The 17409-nt window shown below is 29.4% G+C and carries 17 protein-coding genes; 5 read left to right on the top strand and 12 right to left on the bottom strand.

The window, feature by feature from the left end; translation table 11 throughout:
- Positions 1-6: 6 nt before the first annotated feature.
- Entirely contained in the window at positions 7-702 is a 696-nt protein-coding gene (locus M2214_RS06350) for a cytochrome c biogenesis CcdA family protein (protein WP_248483917.1), read from the bottom strand.
- 257 nt (positions 703-959) lie between these two features.
- Here M2214_RS06350 and M2214_RS06345 point away from each other — a divergent pair, with 257 nt between their 5' ends.
- Positions 960-1133: a hypothetical protein gene (locus M2214_RS06345; protein ID WP_248483915.1), complete on the top strand. Its 174-nt coding sequence runs from the start codon at positions 960-962 to the stop codon at positions 1131-1133.
- A 194-nt stretch (positions 1134-1327) separates the two neighbouring features.
- Here the strand turns inward: M2214_RS06345 and M2214_RS06340 are convergent, their stop codons facing one another.
- From M2214_RS06340 to M2214_RS06330, 3 genes are all read right to left on the bottom strand, one after another.
- Entirely contained in the window at positions 1328-2140 is an 813-nt protein-coding gene (locus tag M2214_RS06340) for a stalk domain-containing protein (RefSeq protein WP_248483913.1), read from the bottom strand.
- Between the two features lie 212 nt (positions 2141-2352).
- A complete protein-coding gene (locus M2214_RS06335) occupies positions 2353-2817 on the bottom strand; it encodes a DMT family transporter (protein ID WP_248483911.1) in 465 nt (154 codons plus the stop codon).
- A gap of 12 nt (positions 2818-2829) precedes the next feature.
- On the bottom strand, positions 2830-3252 hold the full coding sequence (locus M2214_RS06330) for a DMT family transporter (RefSeq protein ID WP_248483908.1): 423 nt from the start codon (positions 3250-3252) through the stop codon (positions 2830-2832).
- Between the two features lie 91 nt (positions 3253-3343).
- On the opposite strand from M2214_RS06330, the gene M2214_RS06325 reads away from it, so the two are divergent.
- Positions 3344-4024 (top strand): Crp/Fnr family transcriptional regulator, encoded by a 681-nt coding sequence (locus M2214_RS06325; RefSeq protein ID WP_248483906.1) that lies wholly within the window; start codon positions 3344-3346, stop codon positions 4022-4024.
- A 94-nt stretch (positions 4025-4118) separates the two neighbouring features.
- On the opposite strand, the gene clpA is transcribed toward M2214_RS06325, so the two are convergent.
- The 3 genes from clpA to M2214_RS06310 are packed head-to-tail and all read right to left on the bottom strand — an operon-like array spanning position 4119 to position 7512.
- Positions 4119-6350, bottom strand: a complete 2232-nt coding sequence (gene clpA, locus M2214_RS06320; RefSeq protein WP_248483904.1) for an ATP-dependent Clp protease ATP-binding subunit ClpA — start codon at positions 6348-6350, stop codon at positions 4119-4121.
- 4 nt (positions 6351-6354) lie between these two features.
- Positions 6355-6654, bottom strand: a complete 300-nt coding sequence (locus tag M2214_RS06315; protein WP_248483902.1) for an ATP-dependent Clp protease adaptor ClpS — start codon at positions 6652-6654, stop codon at positions 6355-6357.
- A gap of 15 nt (positions 6655-6669) precedes the next feature.
- Positions 6670-7512 (bottom strand): MerR family transcriptional regulator, encoded by an 843-nt coding sequence (locus M2214_RS06310; RefSeq protein WP_248483900.1) that lies wholly within the window; start codon positions 7510-7512, stop codon positions 6670-6672.
- 92 nt (positions 7513-7604) lie between these two features.
- Between M2214_RS06310 and M2214_RS06305 the strand changes: the two genes are divergently transcribed.
- Positions 7605-8930: an MATE family efflux transporter gene (locus tag M2214_RS06305; protein ID WP_248483898.1), complete on the top strand. Its 1326-nt coding sequence runs from the start codon at positions 7605-7607 to the stop codon at positions 8928-8930.
- Between the two features lie 31 nt (positions 8931-8961).
- On the opposite strand, the gene M2214_RS06300 is transcribed toward M2214_RS06305, so the two are convergent.
- Positions 8962-9483: a hypothetical protein gene (locus M2214_RS06300; RefSeq protein ID WP_248483896.1), complete on the bottom strand. Its 522-nt coding sequence runs from the start codon at positions 9481-9483 to the stop codon at positions 8962-8964.
- A 165-nt stretch (positions 9484-9648) separates the two neighbouring features.
- On the opposite strand from M2214_RS06300, the gene M2214_RS06295 reads away from it, so the two are divergent.
- On the top strand, positions 9649-10407 hold the full coding sequence (locus M2214_RS06295) for a 3'-5' exonuclease (RefSeq protein WP_248483894.1): 759 nt from the start codon (positions 9649-9651) through the stop codon (positions 10405-10407).
- 17 nt (positions 10408-10424) lie between these two features.
- Here the strand turns inward: M2214_RS06295 and yjeM are convergent, their stop codons facing one another.
- Positions 10425-11942 (bottom strand): glutamate/gamma-aminobutyrate family transporter YjeM, encoded by a 1518-nt coding sequence (yjeM, locus tag M2214_RS06290; protein ID WP_248483892.1) that lies wholly within the window; start codon positions 11940-11942, stop codon positions 10425-10427.
- Positions 11943-12175: 233 nt separating this feature from the next.
- Between yjeM and M2214_RS06285 the strand changes: the two genes are divergently transcribed.
- A complete protein-coding gene (locus tag M2214_RS06285) occupies positions 12176-13777 on the top strand; it encodes a peptide chain release factor 3 (RefSeq protein WP_248483890.1) in 1602 nt (533 codons plus the stop codon).
- Positions 13778-13831: 54 nt separating this feature from the next.
- On the opposite strand, the gene cobO is transcribed toward M2214_RS06285, so the two are convergent.
- From cobO to M2214_RS06270, 3 genes are all read right to left on the bottom strand, one after another.
- The gene (cobO, locus tag M2214_RS06280; protein ID WP_330651563.1) at positions 13832-14350 is read right to left on the bottom strand and encodes a cob(I)yrinic acid a,c-diamide adenosyltransferase; all 519 of its coding nucleotides are present in this window, start codon (positions 14348-14350) and stop codon (positions 13832-13834) included.
- Between the two features lie 127 nt (positions 14351-14477).
- On the bottom strand, positions 14478-15473 hold the full coding sequence (locus tag M2214_RS06275; protein WP_248483886.1) for an isocitrate/isopropylmalate dehydrogenase family protein: 996 nt from the start codon (positions 15471-15473) through the stop codon (positions 14478-14480).
- Complete coding sequence (locus M2214_RS06270) at positions 15463-17409, bottom strand: aconitate hydratase (RefSeq protein ID WP_248483884.1); 1947 nt, start codon at positions 17407-17409, stop codon at positions 15463-15465. The genes M2214_RS06275 and M2214_RS06270 overlap by 11 nt, the downstream gene beginning before the upstream one ends.

Raw genomic sequence — 17409 nt, 5'->3', positions numbered from 1 at the left:
TCCTCCTTATATCAACAACCTACTTATATCAACAACCTTATTTAAAATTATTAATATCCCAAATACAACCATAATAAACCCGCTTATTTTAGGTATATATATCATAAACTTTTTTGTACTATTAAAAAACTTACTAAACATATCTATAAACAAAGCAGTCAATATAAACGGTATAGCCATTCCTATAGAATAAACTAATAATAAATATACTCCTTTAGAAATAGTATTACTATTTCCTGCGTATATAAGTATAGATGCAAGCACAGGGCCAAAGCATGGTGTCCATCCAGCTGCAAATGCTATTCCCATTAATATAGATCCAAACCAACTAGTCGCTTTCATACTAGTCTTTAATTTTTTTTGCATATCTAGGAAATTTAAGTTTAAAATCCCCATCATTTTAAGTCCAAATAATACTATCAATCCACCACTTATTTTTGAGAAAATCTCTTTATTTCTTATGAATATTTTCCCTAAGAAACTAGCAGATGTTCCCATTATCATAAATACAATTGTAAATCCAATTATAAACCCTAGCGTTCTTGTTAAAACGAGTACTTTATTGTTACCAAGCTCATCTCTAGCACTAATACCTGTTATGTACATAATATATGCCGGTATAAGTGGTAATATACAAGGCGAAAAAAAAGACACAAAACCTGCTCCAAATGCTATAGATAAAGAAACATTTTCAACTCCCATAAACACCTCCAAAATATATACTTTGCTACTTATTATTATATGTTAATTACTTGATTCTAATATACACTACTTTGCACCTAATTGAAAACCATTTTCTTTTAAAAAGTAAATTATATATCTTAATTTCTAAAATATCAATAGTATAGTTAGCTAAAATCTCAATTTTTAAAACAGTAAAAACATATTTACAAAAATATATGAATTTTTTCTTTTATTTATGAATATTTATATAAGTAAAACGTCTAAGGAGAATATGCATGAGTACTCTCTCTCAGATAAAAGATATGGTTCAGCAGTTATCAGAAGCTGTAAGTACTGCTTTTAGAGTTGATGTTGAAATTATAGATGATAATTTTTGCCGAATAAGCGGCACTGGAAGTGTACAAAAATATTTAGGTGAAACAACAAAAAAAACAAAAGCTTGTAAATAAACTCCTATTTAAAAATGTGTCACTTATTAGTTGTACACGATGTTAATACAAAAAATAGTTACATCTCAATCTGATATGTAACTATTAAAAAAAACTATTATTTTATTATTTTTTGTGAATTTTCAATATAAAAATAGAACATATCAAATTGATACTTAACATCTCAATTTGATATGTTCTATTTTTTTCTATTTTTATTTATAAAAATATTCACCATTTATTATTTTGTATAAACTATTCTTCTTACTTTTGAAAGGTCTTGAATTAAAAAACAAGCAATTTTCAATATTATTTACACCTTCCAATGCTTTTTTAGCTGCTATATTACTTAGATTACTAGGCTTTATTGTCTTAAACGATGCCTTATGAGCTGGAGGAAATTGTCCTCGTTGATACACAACATCCTTTATATTATTTGGAAATCTATCACTCTTAACTCTATTAAGAACTACATTAGCTACTCCTAATCGTCCTTCTAGCTTTGTATTTCCCGACTCTACCTGTATAATTTTTGCAAGTAATCTCATTTCTTCATCGGTGTACGGTCTTTGTTCAAATTTGCCTTCAGAAACTACTAGATTTTCTTTTTTTATATCCACAGTAAAAGTCTCATGTACCCAATTAATATCACAGTTTAGATTTTCAGAAATAAATCTAACCGGTATGTACATTCTTCCTCCTCTTAAAAAGGGCTTTGAATCCATTTTATATTCTTTTGAATCTATGTATGCCACATCACTGTCTGCTGTTAATTTCATTTTCTTTCCTTCATAATCAATTATCATACTTTTAGTCTCTTCATCCCATGTAACTTGTCCATTTAAAGCTTCTGCAACAAATCTTCCAAGCACAAACACTCTATCGTTAATCAGTACATTTTTTTGATCACTCTTAACGAAATTATCATTTATCTTCACACTAACTTCTACTTCAAGCGCGAAGCATGAACTTATATACAAAGACATGATAATCATCGTACAAAGTATTATCCTTAGCTTTTTTTTCATTAAACAACCTACTTTCTTATTTTTATCTTGATGTTAAAATCTGAAATTCCCAATGATCGCTCATATTATTGTCTTTTTTTGTCTAACATTATCATATTATAATATTTTTTGCTTCTCTGTCAAATTTAAAACACTCTACTTATATAATATGCCTATCTATTCAATATTATTCTATTTTTGTAATAATTTTAATTTTAAAAAATAAACCTGTACTAGGCTTTAACTTCTAGTACAGGCTCATTTTCTTTTTTATATTTCTTATCTATTCTTGCATTATATACAAGGCCTATAAGAAATAGTATACCACCTATTATTTTTCCTTTAGAAAAAATATCTAAGTATATATAATCTATAATAGCACTTGTAAGTATCTGTCCTATAAACGGAAGTATAACTACGTACACAGCAGGAATTTGAGGCACTATAGTATTGAATAAATAAATTATTGAAACACCTACAAATCCCCCTAAAAAATAATGTATAGGAACGTACCCTATACTACTTAACGATGGAATCGAATTTCTCATTACAAAACACACTATAATAGAAGCTATTGTACCCATCAAATAATTTATAATAACTCCATTTACCATTCCTTCTCTTTGAGCAAGCTTTCCATTTATAATTGTATTAATCACTATTGATATACCAGTTAAAAATGCAAATAATATATACATTTAATCACCTCACTATATTATTATCATAGCTATTATTCCAAGGGAAATAATAGAGAAACCTGTTATTTTTTCTTTTTTAAATTTATTTATAGGCATTCCAAACATCCCAAAATGATCTACTATATTAGACATAATCAGTTGACCAAACAAGCTAATTCCTACAACAAGGGTTATCCCTATTTGAGGAATACAAATGTTATTCAAACCTATAGTTAAAACACTGAGCACTCCAGGTAATAAAAATAACGCAGGTATTTTTCTTAAATCAGATACTTTATTCTTTGTTACAATTGAAATTATCATAATAATTATAAGTCCTATAATATGAAATATAAGAGTACTCATATAAGGTCCCGTTATGCTGGCTAAAATTCCATTAAAAAAGAGCATTATCGCTAATATAATCCCCGTTATAATTCCTAAATTTTTATACATATAAACCCCTCCATACTTTACAATGCTTTATAAATAACTTATCATATTTATATAAATATCAATATGACATATGTCATACAAGGAGGCTTTAATGAAAAAAATATCGAACGACACTCTTTTAAATAAATATATAGTTAAACACAATGTAAAAAATATATTCGATGATAATACATTAAAATACGCCCAAATTCACTACTATGAAAAAAACGAAGATATACTTCAAGCAGACTGTGAACTGAATTATTATTATTTATTTGTAGATGGAAAAATAAAAATATCATATCTTTTAGAAAACGGTAAATCTATATTACTCAAATTTTGCACAGATTTTGAGTCATTAGGAGATTTAGAACTTTTAAACGATATACCTATTCGTTGTAATGTAGAAGCAATTGAAAATACATACCTAATAGCACTTCCTGCTAAAATATTAAGAGATAGTTACTGTGATAACCCTAAGTTTTTAAAGCATATAATAAATTCTCTAAGCAATAAACTAGACGCAACATGTAACAATAGTTCCTATAATCTTGTGTATCCTCTTATAAACAGATTATCCAGTTATATAGTAGAACATATAACAGATAAAGGTTATATACAACTTAATTCGTCATTTAAAGAAATTGCTCAGTTTTTAGGTACAACTTACAGACATCTAAATAGAACATTTAATACACTTGAATCAAAAGGAATTATAAAATGTGATGACAAAACAATATATATACTACAAGAAGAAGAATTAAAAAAATTATCTAAAAATTTATATATATAAAATTCGCTTCATACTAGAGATAGCTTTTGAAAAAATATAATAAAAGAAGCTATCTCAAATCATTAAAAATCACTTTGAGACAGCTTCTTTTTATCTACAATATTTCAAGTTTAAATTCTCCATTAATTACATCAATCATACATCTTCCACCTTTGCTTAAATCTCCAAATAAAATCTCATCTACAAGCAACGGTTTTAATTTTGAATCTATAAGCCTTATAATTTCTCTAGCTCCAAACTCCTTTGATACTCCTTTTTTAGATATATATTCTACACAAGAGTTTGCAAAATCAATTGATATATTCTTTTTATTTAACTTTTCTTTAAACTCTTCAAGTTCTTTTTTAGCTATATTAACTGCCATATCATCATCTACATGATTGAATTTAACTATTTTATTAAGTCTATTTCTAAACTCTGGGCTGAATACTTTCTTTACTTCATCATCTATTGCCTTTGAATTCATGCATCTATCGCCAAATCCCACAAAGTTTTTCCCGATATTTTTAGCACCTGCATTCGAAGTCATTATTATTATTACATTTTTAAAGTCAGCTTTTCTCCCTTGATTGTCAGTAAGAGTTGCATTATCCATAACTTGAAGCAATACATTCAATATATCCGTATGAGCTTTCTCTATTTCATCTAAAAGTAAAACACAATGAGGATTTTTTCTAATAGAGTCCGTAAGCAATCCTCCCTCTTCATAACCTACATATCCTGGAGGTGAGCCTATTAATTTAGAAGCAGAATGCTTTTCTGTATATTCACTCATATCAAACCTTATAAGCTCTATACCTAAAGTTTTAGCTATATTTTTAGCTATTTCAGTTTTTCCAACTCCTGTAGGCCCTACAAATAACATAGATCCAACTGGTTTATTGTCTTCATTAAGCCCAGCCCTTGACATCTTAATACATCTTGTAACTTCTTTAATAGCCTCATCTTGTCCAAATATATTGTTTTTTAGAACTTTTTCTAAATTTTTGAGAGAACTTATTTCATTTGCTTCTACAGTTTCTTTAGGTACATTACATACTTTTGCTAGTATTTTCTCAATTATCTCCTCATTAATAACTATTTCTTCTTCATTACAAGCACTTATTCTAACATAAGCCCCTGCTTCATCTATTATATCTATAGCCTTATCAGGTAAAAACTTATCATTTATATATTTATCACTTAATATAACAGCACTTTTTATAGATTCGTCTGTATATCTTACATTATGATAATTTTCATAATTTTCTTTTAGACCATTCAATATTTCTATACTTTCTGTTATAGATGGTTCCTTAATTTCTATCTTTTGAAATCTTCTATTTAATGCTTTATCCTTTTCAAAGTATTTCTTATATTCGTCAAAAGTACTCGCACCTATAAACTTAATTTTTCCTTCTAGTAAATATGGTTTTAATAAATTAGATGCATCGAGTGAAGATCCACTTAATGCTCCAGCCCCTACTATGTTGTGAATCTCATCTATATATACAATAGGATTTTCATGATCTTTTATATTGTCTAAAACTTTTTTTATTCTTTCTTCAAAATCTCCTCTATACTTTGTTCCAGATAACATAGATCCTATATCCAAAGAGAATATTTGAGCTTTTTTCAGCTTATTAGGAACCTTTCCATCAAGAATCAACTTTGCAAGTCCAAGCGTAATAGATGTCTTTCCAACTCCAGGCTCCCCTATATGAATAGGGTTATTCTTACTTCTTCTGCAAAGTATTTGAATAGTTCTATCTAGTATATCTTCTCTACCTATAAGAGGATCACTTTTTTCATTATTTGCAATTTCAGTAAGATTTAGAGCATATTTGTTTATAACAGATTCATTTTTCGTTTCTTCTTCATATTCTTCATATTCTTCATATTCTTCATCCATTATTTCATACTCTTCTTCAATGCTATTGTCTAAATTATATACTAAATCTCTCTTTGTAACCCCTTGATCTAATAAGTAGTATTTAGCATAACTGTCGTCTAAATTGTATATAGCTGACAACAAATGGTCTATATCAATAACATCTTTACCACAGCTTTTAACTTGAGCATTGGCCATTATGATTACTTGCTGAAATGCTACACTTTCTAAAGGTTCAAAATCGTCTACCTTATTTATGTATTCGTCTATATAAACCCTCAAATTATTTTTTAGTTCCTCTACGTCTGCCCCACATTCTCTAAAAGCATCTATAACTTTATAGTAATATAAAGACACATAAAGCAAGTGTTCTGCTGTAACGTATTCACAATTGTTGGTTTTTGCTTCTTCATACGCCTTTAATATCACTTCATTTACTATGTTTGTTATATTCATATTTTTACTCCTCTTCAATAGTAAGTTTAAAAGGAAATCCTTCTTCTTTTGCCATATTCATGGCTATAGAAATCTTAGTTGCTGCAATATCATAAGGATATACTCCAGCAATCCCCATTCCCTTTTTGTGTACATCAATCATTATTTTATTTGCAACCTCAATTTTTTTATTAAATATATTCATAAGTACATATACTACAAATTCCATTGTAGTATAATCATCATTGTGCATAATTACTTTATAATGCTTTGGCTTTTTTATCTTAATTTTATCTTTTTGTTTAGTTATAATGTTAGTTTCCATATTTGTCCTCCAATTTTAATAAGTACTCCTCTTTTTTTTAATTTTTATAGATACTTCTGTTAAATACTCTTCTTCACTCTTTACTGCAAAAAAATCTAACAATGTATTTTCATAAGAACCACCTTCAATTTCATATCCACATTCATTTATATACTGTAATAATTTTTCATATGATTCATAAGTTGTTTCATAACTTCCTTTATGAATAATACACCCATATAAACCTTCTTTTTTTATATGAATATCACAACCTTCTAATTTACGGTCACTTTTCAAAACCAACTTAGAAATTTTTGTATATTTCTTATTTTCTATAGATTCTTGACTTATCATAGCACCCATAGGATACCCATTATCCATATCGTTTAAATTGCAATAATTTAGAAACTTTATTATATCAATCATAAACACTTCTTGTGAACTATTACATAAATCAGATACAATAAGATATTCTTCATCAAGTTTTTTAATATATGGTCCCTCATACTTTGTAGCATTAATACCACTATATGTTACTTTTATTTTGTTTTCAATATTATTACTTATTCTTTTTAATTTAGCAATTCTTTTTTTTATTTTGTGATTTTCTTGCTTTAGCATACTTAAGTAATTTACAGGACTTTTTTCATTTAAATAATCTTTTATGTCATTCAAAGACATCCCAATATCTCTAAGGTCTGTAAGTATACTAAAAGTATCAAACTGATTTAGTGTATAATATCTATAATTCTTTTCGTTCTTATATGCTGGAGAAAAAACTCCTATATTATCATAAAATATGAGCGTCTTTCTAGGAACTCCACATAATTTACTAAATTCTCCTATACTAAGATATCCATTCATTAATATATTTTCCAAATTCATCACCTTTTTAAAATTTAAAGTATTGACTGTATAGTTACTATACACATTATTATACTATATATTGGTATTAATTATAGGAGGTTATTATGGATTATTTATTTTCTAAAAAGTTTACATTCAAAGAATTTTTAAAATTTGTAGCTCCAGCAGTTATATCTATGGTTTTTATATCTCTTTACACAATTATAGATGGAGTATTTGTTTCAAACCTTGCTGGTCCTGATGCTTTAGCTAGTATTAACATAGTTTTGCCTATCTATAATATTATTTTTGGATTTAGCATAATGATGGGCTCAGGGGGCAGTGCTATAATATCAAAAATGCTTGGAGAAAAAAATAATACAGGGGCTAATGAAGCGCTATCTTTAATTGTTTACTCAGGAATTATAATAGGAATAATATTAGCTATTGTAGGCATGATATTTTCTACTAATATTTTCAAGTTTCTAGGTGCAACCGACATACTTTTACCATACTGTATTTCTTATGGTAATGTAATTATACTGTCCACGCCTATATTTATAGTCAAAGCTATGTTTGAGTTTTTTGTTAGAGCTGATGGTGATTTTAATTTTAGTTTATTTTTATCTATAATAGGAGGAGTTGTAAATATTGTCTTCGACTATGTATTTATAAAAATATTTAACCTTGGAATCTTAGGCGCGGGTCTTGCTACTGGTCTTGGAGTATTAGTATCTTCTATATATGGCTTTTGGTATTTCTTTTCGCCCAAATCAAAATTAGATTTTTGTATTACAAAATTTGATTTTAAATTATTAAAAGATTCTATGTATAATGGTTCATCTGAAATGGTATCAGAATTATCAACTGGAATAACTACATTTTTATTTAATATACTAGCCCTAAAATATGCTGGAGAAAGCGGTGTGGCAGCACTGAGTATAATACTATATATACATTTTTTATTAGTATCAACATACTTAGGATTTTCTTCTGGTATAGCTCCTTTAATCAGTTTTAATTACGGTGCTAAGAATTCGGATAAGCTAAAAGAAACATTTAAATATTCTAAAAGATTTATTTTAATCTCTTCTTTAATAATTTTTACTACATCATTAGTTTTTGCTCCATTTTTAGTAAATGTATTCGTAAGTTCGAATAACAATATATATAATTTAACTTTGATAGGCCTTAGAATATTTTCATTTAGCTTTTTATTTGTAGGATTAAATATATTTACATCAGCTTTCTTCACAGCATTTTCTAACGGTAAAATTTCTTCTATAACTTCATTTTCAAGAACATTTGTTTTTGTTTTGCTGGGAGCTTATATATTCCCTCCTTTATTTGAAATAAACGGACTTTGGTTAATAGTTCCTTTTGCCGAACTCGTAACTATATTTCTTTCGATAGTGTTTATAAAAAAATATAAAAATACTTACATGTATTAAGATAGATAGGAGGCAATAATATGCCTCCTATCTATCTTAGAATGTCAAAATTTTCAGGTACATCAATATCTATTTTTTTATTAAAATAGATTATTCTTATAGGTTTTGTACATTTTTTAATAAAAATATTTTTTATAAAAAATATTTTATCCCGTTTTATAGGTTCTATATAATAAGAATCGAACTTAAAAGATTCTGTTTTTAGATTTTCTTTAAATGGAGAAAAAGATACTCCCTCCTCATCAAATCTTAAAATTCCAAATGTAGGACCATCGTATTTTTGCAAATTACAAACTACCTCAATACCCTGGTTTAATATATTTATACTCTTGTAGTATTTATCTACGTAATCTTTAGTTTCTTTATAAAGAAGTTGTTTTCCTGTAAAATAATATATAATTGTAAAAGTTAAAATGATAAATATTATCAACATATCTAAGCTTGAATCTAAGTAAGCTATTATTGAAAATACAACTAAATTAAATATGCAACTTTTAAATCTTAAATACTTAAAATAACTTTCCAAAAACATATATACTTCTTCTTTACTCACAAGTTCACTTCCTTTTTTTGTAATTAACATTTGTATTGTACCATATTTAGCATTGTAAATAATACTATACTCTCAATATTTAATGTATAATATTTATGTATACGTATTTTTCACTGTATATAGTGAAAAACTAAAATCAACTCTATATAGTTAGGAGTAATTACCATGAACTACATAATATATGACTTAGAATTCAATCAACCAAGATCTAGTAAATCCTCATCAAGAGAAGAAACTAAAAAATGCCCCTTTGAAATAATTCAAATAGGTGCAATTAAACTAGATGATAATTTTAATGCAATAGGTACTTTTGATAGACTTGTAAAACCTACAATATATACATCCATACACCCTTATATACAAGATCTCACTAATATAGATATGGATCAATTAAGTAAAGCAGATTACTTTCCAAAAGTTTATAGCGACTTTTTAAAATTCATAGATGACTCGAGTATTTTTTGTGTATGGGGAAAAGTAGATCTTAAAGAGCTATTTAGAAATATTCGTTACCACAAATTAGAGTTACCTACCACTAATCAATATATAGATGTTCAAAATCATACTACCAAACATCTTAAATTTACCAAAGGATTTAGCGTTGGGCTTGAAAAAGCAGTAGACACTTTCAAAATACCACTTGATAAAGAGTTTCATAATGCTTTTAATGATGCTTATTACACAAGTAAAATATTCAAAACTATATATAACGAAAATATAGTTCCCCAAGCATATGATATGAATAGAACAGCGAGGTCTAATAGTTCAAAGCCAAAAGTTGATATGAATGCTTTATTTAGACAATTTGAAAAAATGTATTGCAGGAAAATGTCTAGACATGAAAAAAAGATTATAAAACTTGCTTATATGATGGGAAAAACAAATCAATTTACTGTAGATAACAAAAAAAAGACTCATGATTAAATCATGAGTCTTTTTAATTATGCTGATATTTTATTTTCTTTTGATTTTACATTTTTTTCATATCTAGAATATATAGCTAGTGCTGCTCCAGAGAATACTAGAGGCCCTGCTATACTCCAAGCAGTCGTAATCATGTCTCCATTCATAGCAGGCTGTATTATACAGAATAAGTTAGCAAATCCAATAGTAAATATTACTACTATCATACTTATTAAAGAAGCTTTTTCACTCTTGTATACTTCAAAAGGTTTTGCAATTTCTTTCTTTTTCTTAAATGAATAGAATGCTCCTGCTACAAACATGTACGGTACAGTCATCGCAACATTAGTCATAGCTACTAATATTACAAAGAATTTAGAAACCGTATCTCCACCAAAAGATACAAGAAGTATTATTACACTAACTATAACACATTGAATCCACATAGCATTAACAGGCATTGAGTCCTTTGTTTCAGTTATTTTTTCCGGCCATAACTCTTTAGGAGTACCTTCTATTAACTGCTTAAGTGGAGAATATGTTAATGTGAAGAATGCTCCAGTTAATGCAAGAAGCATAGAAATACCAACAAATCTAGCCATCCAATTTCCCATTTGAACAGATATACCTTGACTAACTCCAAAAGCTTGTCCTAATTGGTATCCAAGATTATTCATAACAACATAACCTACATTACCCATATGAACAGCATCAGTAGATAAGATATCATTCCAATTAGTAAATATACCTACAAAGAATATACCTATAGCATATCCTACAGCAATAATAATAGCTGATATTGCAACACCCTTAGGGAATGTTTTTTCCGCATTTTCAGTTTGATCTACAAGTCCACCAATTGCCTCTATACCTCCATATGCAAATATAGCAAATACAAGGAATGAAAGAACAGATATAGGAGTTGAATATGCTACATTTGGTGATTTTACAAATGCACTTGCATTATTTATAGGTTGAGCTAATTCTCCACCATTTCCTATTAAAACAAGTATACCTCCTATTATTAAAACTACATTAAGTAGAGCAACAGCAGTTCCACCTATAGAAGTTATTTTCTTTATTTTATCAAGTCCTTTACTAGATACAACTGTTACAAATATCATCCATACAACAGCTAGTATACCTAGTGTTTGAGTTGCTGAAAGTCCAAATAAAGACCATCCAGCTGTAGTATCCGTTCCAAATATAGCATTTGAGAATACTACCCATATTCCAGATGCAACGTTTACCATCCAAATTACATAAGATGCATACCACATAAATGTTCCAATAAATGCATATTTTGGTCCAACAGATATTGACATCCAAGAATATATTCCACCTTTTTCATTTTTAAATGCAGCTCCATATTCAGCCATCATAAATGCATAAGGTATAAAAAACGTTATAGCTGATAGTATATACCACGGAATAGCACCGTATCCCATTAGATAAAATGATCTTGGAATATTATTAAATCCAAATACAGATGTGAAGATCATCAATATCAAAGATATCAAAGTTAATTTTTGAGTATTTTTAGCATTAGAAGCCATTTTTCTCCTCCTTATAATTCTTATTTTAATTTTTTCACATGTTTATTATATAACAATCTACAAAAAAATCAATATTTTTATATTGTTTTTTTTATTCGTATAATTTTTTTTATATATCTATTATTTGCCAATATGTTAAATATCAATTGACAGTTTCACAATAAAGTTATAACATCATAATGTTAGGCTTTTATGTAAATATAAATTAAAATTTATAATAGAGGAGTTTTAAAATGTCACAACAAAATTTAAGCTTTATCGATGAGGTTAGAAGAAGAAGAACTTTTGCAATCATTTCCCATCCCGATGCCGGAAAGACTACATTAACTGAGAAATTCTTATTATACGGAGGAGCAATTCACCAAGCTGGATCTGTTAAATCTAGAAGATCTCAAAAACATGCTGTATCTGACTGGATGGAAATTGAAAAGCAAAGAGGTATATCTGTTACATCAAGTGTACTTCAATTTGAGTACAACAATTTCTGCATTAATATACTAGATACGCCTGGACACCAGGACTTCAGTGAGGATACTTATAGAACTCTTATGGCAGCAGATAGTGCAGTAATGGTTATAGACTCTGCAAAAGGTGTCGAGGCACAAACAAAGAAACTATTCCAAGTTTGTAAAATGAGAGGAATTCCAATATTTACTTTCATAAACAAAATGGACAGACAAGGAAAAGATCCATTTGAGTTAATGGAGGATCTTGAAAATGTATTGGGAATTCGTTCTTGTCCTGTCAACTGGCCAATAGGATCAGGTAAAGAGTTTAAGGGAGTATTTAACCGCCAAAAAGATCAGATAGAATTATTTAATGATGGAAATCATGGACAATCTATAGCTAAATCTGTAGTCGGAAAAGTAGATGATGAAAAATTTGCGGAGCTATTAGGTGATTCACTTCACGAACAACTATTAAACGATATAGAGTTATTAGATGTAGCTGGAGATGCTTTTGATTTAGATCAAATATCAAAAGGTGAACTAACACCAGTATTTTTCGGAAGTGCTCTTACAAACTTTGGTGTTGAGCCATTTCTTGAGTCATTCCTAGATATAACTACTCCTCCAACACCTCGTGATAGTAATATGGGAGTTGTAGATACTGAATCTGATAATTTCTCTGGATTTATATTCAAAATTCAAGCTAATATGGATAAAGCTCATAGAGATAGAATAGCTTTTTTAAGAATATGTTCTGGTAAATTCGAAAAAGGTATGACAGTAAACCATGTTCAAAGAGGTAAAAAAGTTAAACTTGCTCAACCTCAACAGTTCGTAGCACAAGATCGTGTTATTGTAGATTCTGCTTATCCAGGAGATATTATAGGTATACATGACCCTGGAATATTTAACATTGGAGATACTTTATCTCAAAAACAATCAAAATTACAATACAAGGGTATTCCTCAGTTTGCTCCCGAGCACTTTGCAAGAATTTCTACTTTAAATTCTTTAAAAAGAAAGCAATTCTTAAAAGGAATTACTCAGATATCAGAAGAAGGCGCTATACAAGTTTATAAGCGTCCTAATATAGGTATGGAAGAGCTTATAGTAGGAGTTGTCGGAGTTCTTCAATTAGAAGTATTAGAATATAGATTAAAAAATGAATACAGTGTAGATATAACAATGCAAAGACTTCCTTACCGCTTTATACGTTGGGCAGAAGTTGGAAGCTTTGATGCTCATAGTATGTCTATGACAATGGATACCATCCTTGTTGAAGATAAGGATAAAAACCCTGCATTCTTATTCCAAAGCGAATGGTCCCCTAATCAATTAGTAAGTAGAAATGAAGGATTAGTTTTAAGCGAAACTTCTATATATTAGTTATACAATATAAAAAAGAGTTGCCTAGATATATCTAGGCAACTCTTTTTTTATCTAACACTCAATTCCCTCTCTGGCCATCACTCCTTCATTATAGTAATGTTTAACTTCTTTCATTTCTGTAACAAGGTCTGCAATTTCAATAAGCTCTTCTTTTGCAAATCTTCCAGTGCATATAACTTCTATATTTTCAGGTCTATTTCTTAGAATTTCTAATACTTCATCAATATCAAACAACTTATAGTAAAGAGCTATATTAACTTCATCTAATACTACCACATCATATTCTGACGAATTTATTATGTCCTTTATTTTTTGTAGACCTTTTCTTGCAGCCTCTATATCCTCTTCATTAGGTTCATTGTATATAAAACAATTTAGTCCAAATTGCTCCATTTCAAAATCCGGTAAATATTCTAAAGCTTTAACTTCACTGTACTTCATACCTTTTACAAATTGTCCAAAAAACACTTTTTTCCCGGCGCATACTGCTCTAAGCGAAAGACCTAAAGCAGCAGTTGTCTTTCCCTTACCATTACCAGTATAAACATGTATGTACCCTTTTTCTTCCACAAAAATCATCCCCCTTCTAATTTTAATTATACTGGAAAACAACTACAAAAGTACAAAAAAGTAGCTACCTAGATTTTATACAAATCAAATCTAGATAACTACTTTTTAGAGATATCAAATAAATTTTTTACATATTTTCTATAACAGCTTGTGCGAATTCTTTTGTTCCAAGTGATCCCCCTAAATCCTTAGTCAATTTATCCTTTTGCTTAAATACCTTTTCAAGTGCTGATTCAATCTTTAAAGCAGCATCATTCTCACCTATATATTTAAGCATCATAACACCTGTTAGTATACAAGATATCGGATTGGCTAAATTTTTACCTGCTATATCCGGTGCTGATCCATGAACCGGCTCAAATACAGCTATATCATCTCCAATATTTGCACCAGGAGCCATGCCCAATCCTCCTATTAATCCAGAACTCATATCAGACAAAACGTCTCCGTATAAATTAGGTGCCACTACTACATCGTAGTTCTGTGGATTCATAACAAGTTTCATACTCATAGCATCTACTATAACATCTTCAAAATCTATATCATAATTTTTTGCTACATCCTTTGCACACTTTAAAAACAAACCATCTGAAAGCTTCATTATATTTGCTTTATGAGTTGCAGTTACTTTTTTTCTATTTTCTTTTTTTGCAAGTTCAAATGCAAATTTTGCTATTCTATCAGATGCTTTCTTAGTTATTATTTTTATACTCTCACATGCTTCATCTCCAACTTTATGCTCTATACCCGCATAAAGCCCTTCCGTGTTTTCTCTTACAATTACGAAGTCTACATTTTTGTGAAGCGTGTCTATACCTTCATAAGATTTAATAGGTCTTATATTTGCATATAAATCAAGTTTTTGTCTCAACGCTACGTTTACACTTCTAAATCCCGTTCCTACAGGAGTGGTTATAGGTCCCTTTAATGCTACTTTGTTCTTTTTTATACTATCTATAACCTCATCTGGCAAAGGCGTATTATGTTCATCCATTACACAAATGCCTGCATTTAATATCTCCCATTCAATGTCTGCTCCACTTTTATCTATAATATCCTTTGTAGCATATGCTACCTCAGGTCCTATTCCATCTCCTGGAATTAAAGTTATTTTATTTGACATATTCAGTTCCCCCTATATTGTTATTTTCTTTTATTAAGTTTAAAAGTCCGCCTGATAATATCATTTTCTTTTGTCTATCTGTTATATCTAAATTTACTTTATATGATTTATTTTTAGTTAAGTTTTTTAATGTAAATATGCCCACGTCTATATTTTTTAAATTATCATCAATCAATATCTCATCCATCAAATCTATATCATCATAGTCTTTATCATTTTCAAAAGTTAGAGGAAGTATTCCATTATTTATAAGGTTTTGCTTGTGTATTCTTGCAAAAGATTTAGCAATTACAGCTTTAATTCCAAGATATAAAGGAGCTAATGCTGCATGTTCACGGCTAGACCCTTGGCCGTAATTCAATCCTCCTAATATAAACCCACCTTTAAACTCTTTTGCTCTACTAGGAAAATCAGGATCACACGGTTTGAAGCAGTATTCAGATAAATAAGGAATATTTGATCTATATGGAAGTAATTTTGCATTTGACGGCATAATATGATCAGTAGTTATATTGTCATCTACCTTTATCAATATTTTTCCTTTTAATGTATCTTTTAAAGGCTCTGTTTTAGGGAAACCTTTGATATTAGGACCTTTGATTATCTCAACCTCTTCTCCTTCCTTAGCAGGAGGTATAATTAAGTTATCGTTTATCAAAAATTTATCCGGCATACAAATTCCTACGTTATCTATTTCATCAGGACTTGTTAGGTATCCTGTTATAGCAGATACAGCAGCAACCTCTGGACTTACTATATATATATCAGCAGATGTTGTTCCAGATCTTCCCTTAAAGTTTCTATTAAAAGTTCTAAGTGATACCCCTCCAGTACTTGGAGCTTGACCCATTCCTATACAAGGTCCACATGCAGATTCAAGTATTCTGGCACCAGCAGATACCATCTTCGCCAAAGCTCCATTTGCAGCTAACATATTTAACACTTGTTTAGATCCTGGAGCTATAACAAGTGATACATGCTCTGCAATAGTCTTTTTATCTAAAATTTCAGCTACCTGCATCATATCTACATAAGATGAGTTGGTACAACTTCCTATTGCAACTTGATTCACCTTTATATTTTTAAGTTCATTAACGGGTACTACATTGTCTGGACTATGAGGGCACGCAGCCAAAGGTTTAAGTTTAGCTAAATCTATAACTATAGATTCATCATATATCGCCTCATCGTCAGCTAATATCTCAACATAATCGTTCTCTCTTCCCTGAGCTTTTAAGAATTCATAAGTTACATCATCAGATGGGAATATAGATGTTGTAGCACCAAGTTCTGCTCCCATATTAGTTATAGTCGCTCTTTGAGGAACGCTTAAATATTTTAATGCTTCACCACAGTATTCAAATATCTTGTTAACTCCACCTTTTACTGTGTATCTATTTAAAACCTCTAGTATTATGTCTTTTGCAGATACTCCTCTGTCTAGTCTACCTATTAATTCAACCTTTACTATGTCGGGATTCTTAATGTAATACTGACCACCTGCCATGGCAACCGCTACATCAAGCCCTCCAGCTCCAATAGCGAGCATACCAAGTCCTCCACAAGTAGGAGTATGACTATCCGATCCTAGAAGAGTTTGTCCTGGAACCCCAAATCTTTCAAGATGAACCTGATGACATATTCCATTTCCAGGCTTTGAGAAATATATTCCATACTTTTTAGCAACCGTTTGAATATACAAATGATCATCTGCATTCTCAGGTCCTGCTTGAATTGTATTATGATCTATATAGGCTACCGATTTTTTAGTTTTAACTTTATCTATACCCATGTTTTCAAGTTGAAGATATGCCATAGTTCCTGTAGAGTCCTGTGTCAAAGTTTGATCTATTCTTATTCCAATCTCGCATCCTTTTTTAAATTCCCCACTGACAATATGACTATTAATAATTTTTTGAGCTACTGTAAGATTCAT

The organism is Tepidibacter aestuarii, from assembly GCF_934924865.1.
GTDB classification, from domain to species: Bacteria; Bacillota; Clostridia; order Peptostreptococcales; family Peptostreptococcaceae; genus Tepidibacter_A; species Tepidibacter_A aestuarii.
Note: the sequence above shows the minus strand (reverse complement) of the source record. Positions and strands in the feature narration are given on the sequence as shown.

What these genes read in the sequence shown, in the direction of transcription:
- clpA (WP_248483904.1), bottom strand. Translation starts at nt 6,350, where the DNA reads ATGAATATAACAAACATAGTAAATGAAGTGATATTAAAGGCGTATGAA.
- M2214_RS06285 (WP_248483890.1), top strand. Translation starts at nt 12,176, where the DNA reads ATGTCACAACAAAATTTAAGCTTTATCGATGAGGTTAGAAGAAGAAGA.
- M2214_RS06345 (WP_248483915.1), top strand. Translation starts at nt 960, where the DNA reads ATGAGTACTCTCTCTCAGATAAAAGATATGGTTCAGCAGTTATCAGAA.
- M2214_RS06335 (WP_248483911.1), bottom strand. Translation starts at nt 2,817, where the DNA reads ATGTATATATTATTTGCATTTTTAACTGGTATATCAATAGTGATTAAT.
- M2214_RS06315 (WP_248483902.1), bottom strand. Translation starts at nt 6,654, where the DNA reads ATGGAAACTAACATTATAACTAAACAAAAAGATAAAATTAAGATAAAA.
- M2214_RS06275 (WP_248483886.1), bottom strand. Translation starts at nt 15,473, where the DNA reads ATGTCAAATAAAATAACTTTAATTCCAGGAGATGGAATAGGACCTGAG.
- M2214_RS06330 (WP_248483908.1), bottom strand. Translation starts at nt 3,252, where the DNA reads ATGTATAAAAATTTAGGAATTATAACGGGGATTATATTAGCGATAATG.
- M2214_RS06305 (WP_248483898.1), top strand. Translation starts at nt 7,605, where the DNA reads ATGGATTATTTATTTTCTAAAAAGTTTACATTCAAAGAATTTTTAAAA.
- M2214_RS06340 (WP_248483913.1), bottom strand. Translation starts at nt 2,140, where the DNA reads ATGAAAAAAAAGCTAAGGATAATACTTTGTACGATGATTATCATGTCT.
- M2214_RS06295 (WP_248483894.1), top strand. Translation starts at nt 9,649, where the DNA reads ATGAACTACATAATATATGACTTAGAATTCAATCAACCAAGATCTAGT.
- M2214_RS06270 (WP_248483884.1), bottom strand. Translation starts at nt 17,409, where the DNA reads ATGAATCTTACAGTAGCTCAAAAAATTATTAATAGTCATATTGTCAGT.
- yjeM (WP_248483892.1), bottom strand. Translation starts at nt 11,942, where the DNA reads ATGGCTTCTAATGCTAAAAATACTCAAAAATTAACTTTGATATCTTTG.
- M2214_RS06325 (WP_248483906.1), top strand. Translation starts at nt 3,344, where the DNA reads ATGAAAAAAATATCGAACGACACTCTTTTAAATAAATATATAGTTAAA.
- M2214_RS06350 (WP_248483917.1), bottom strand. Translation starts at nt 702, where the DNA reads ATGGGAGTTGAAAATGTTTCTTTATCTATAGCATTTGGAGCAGGTTTT.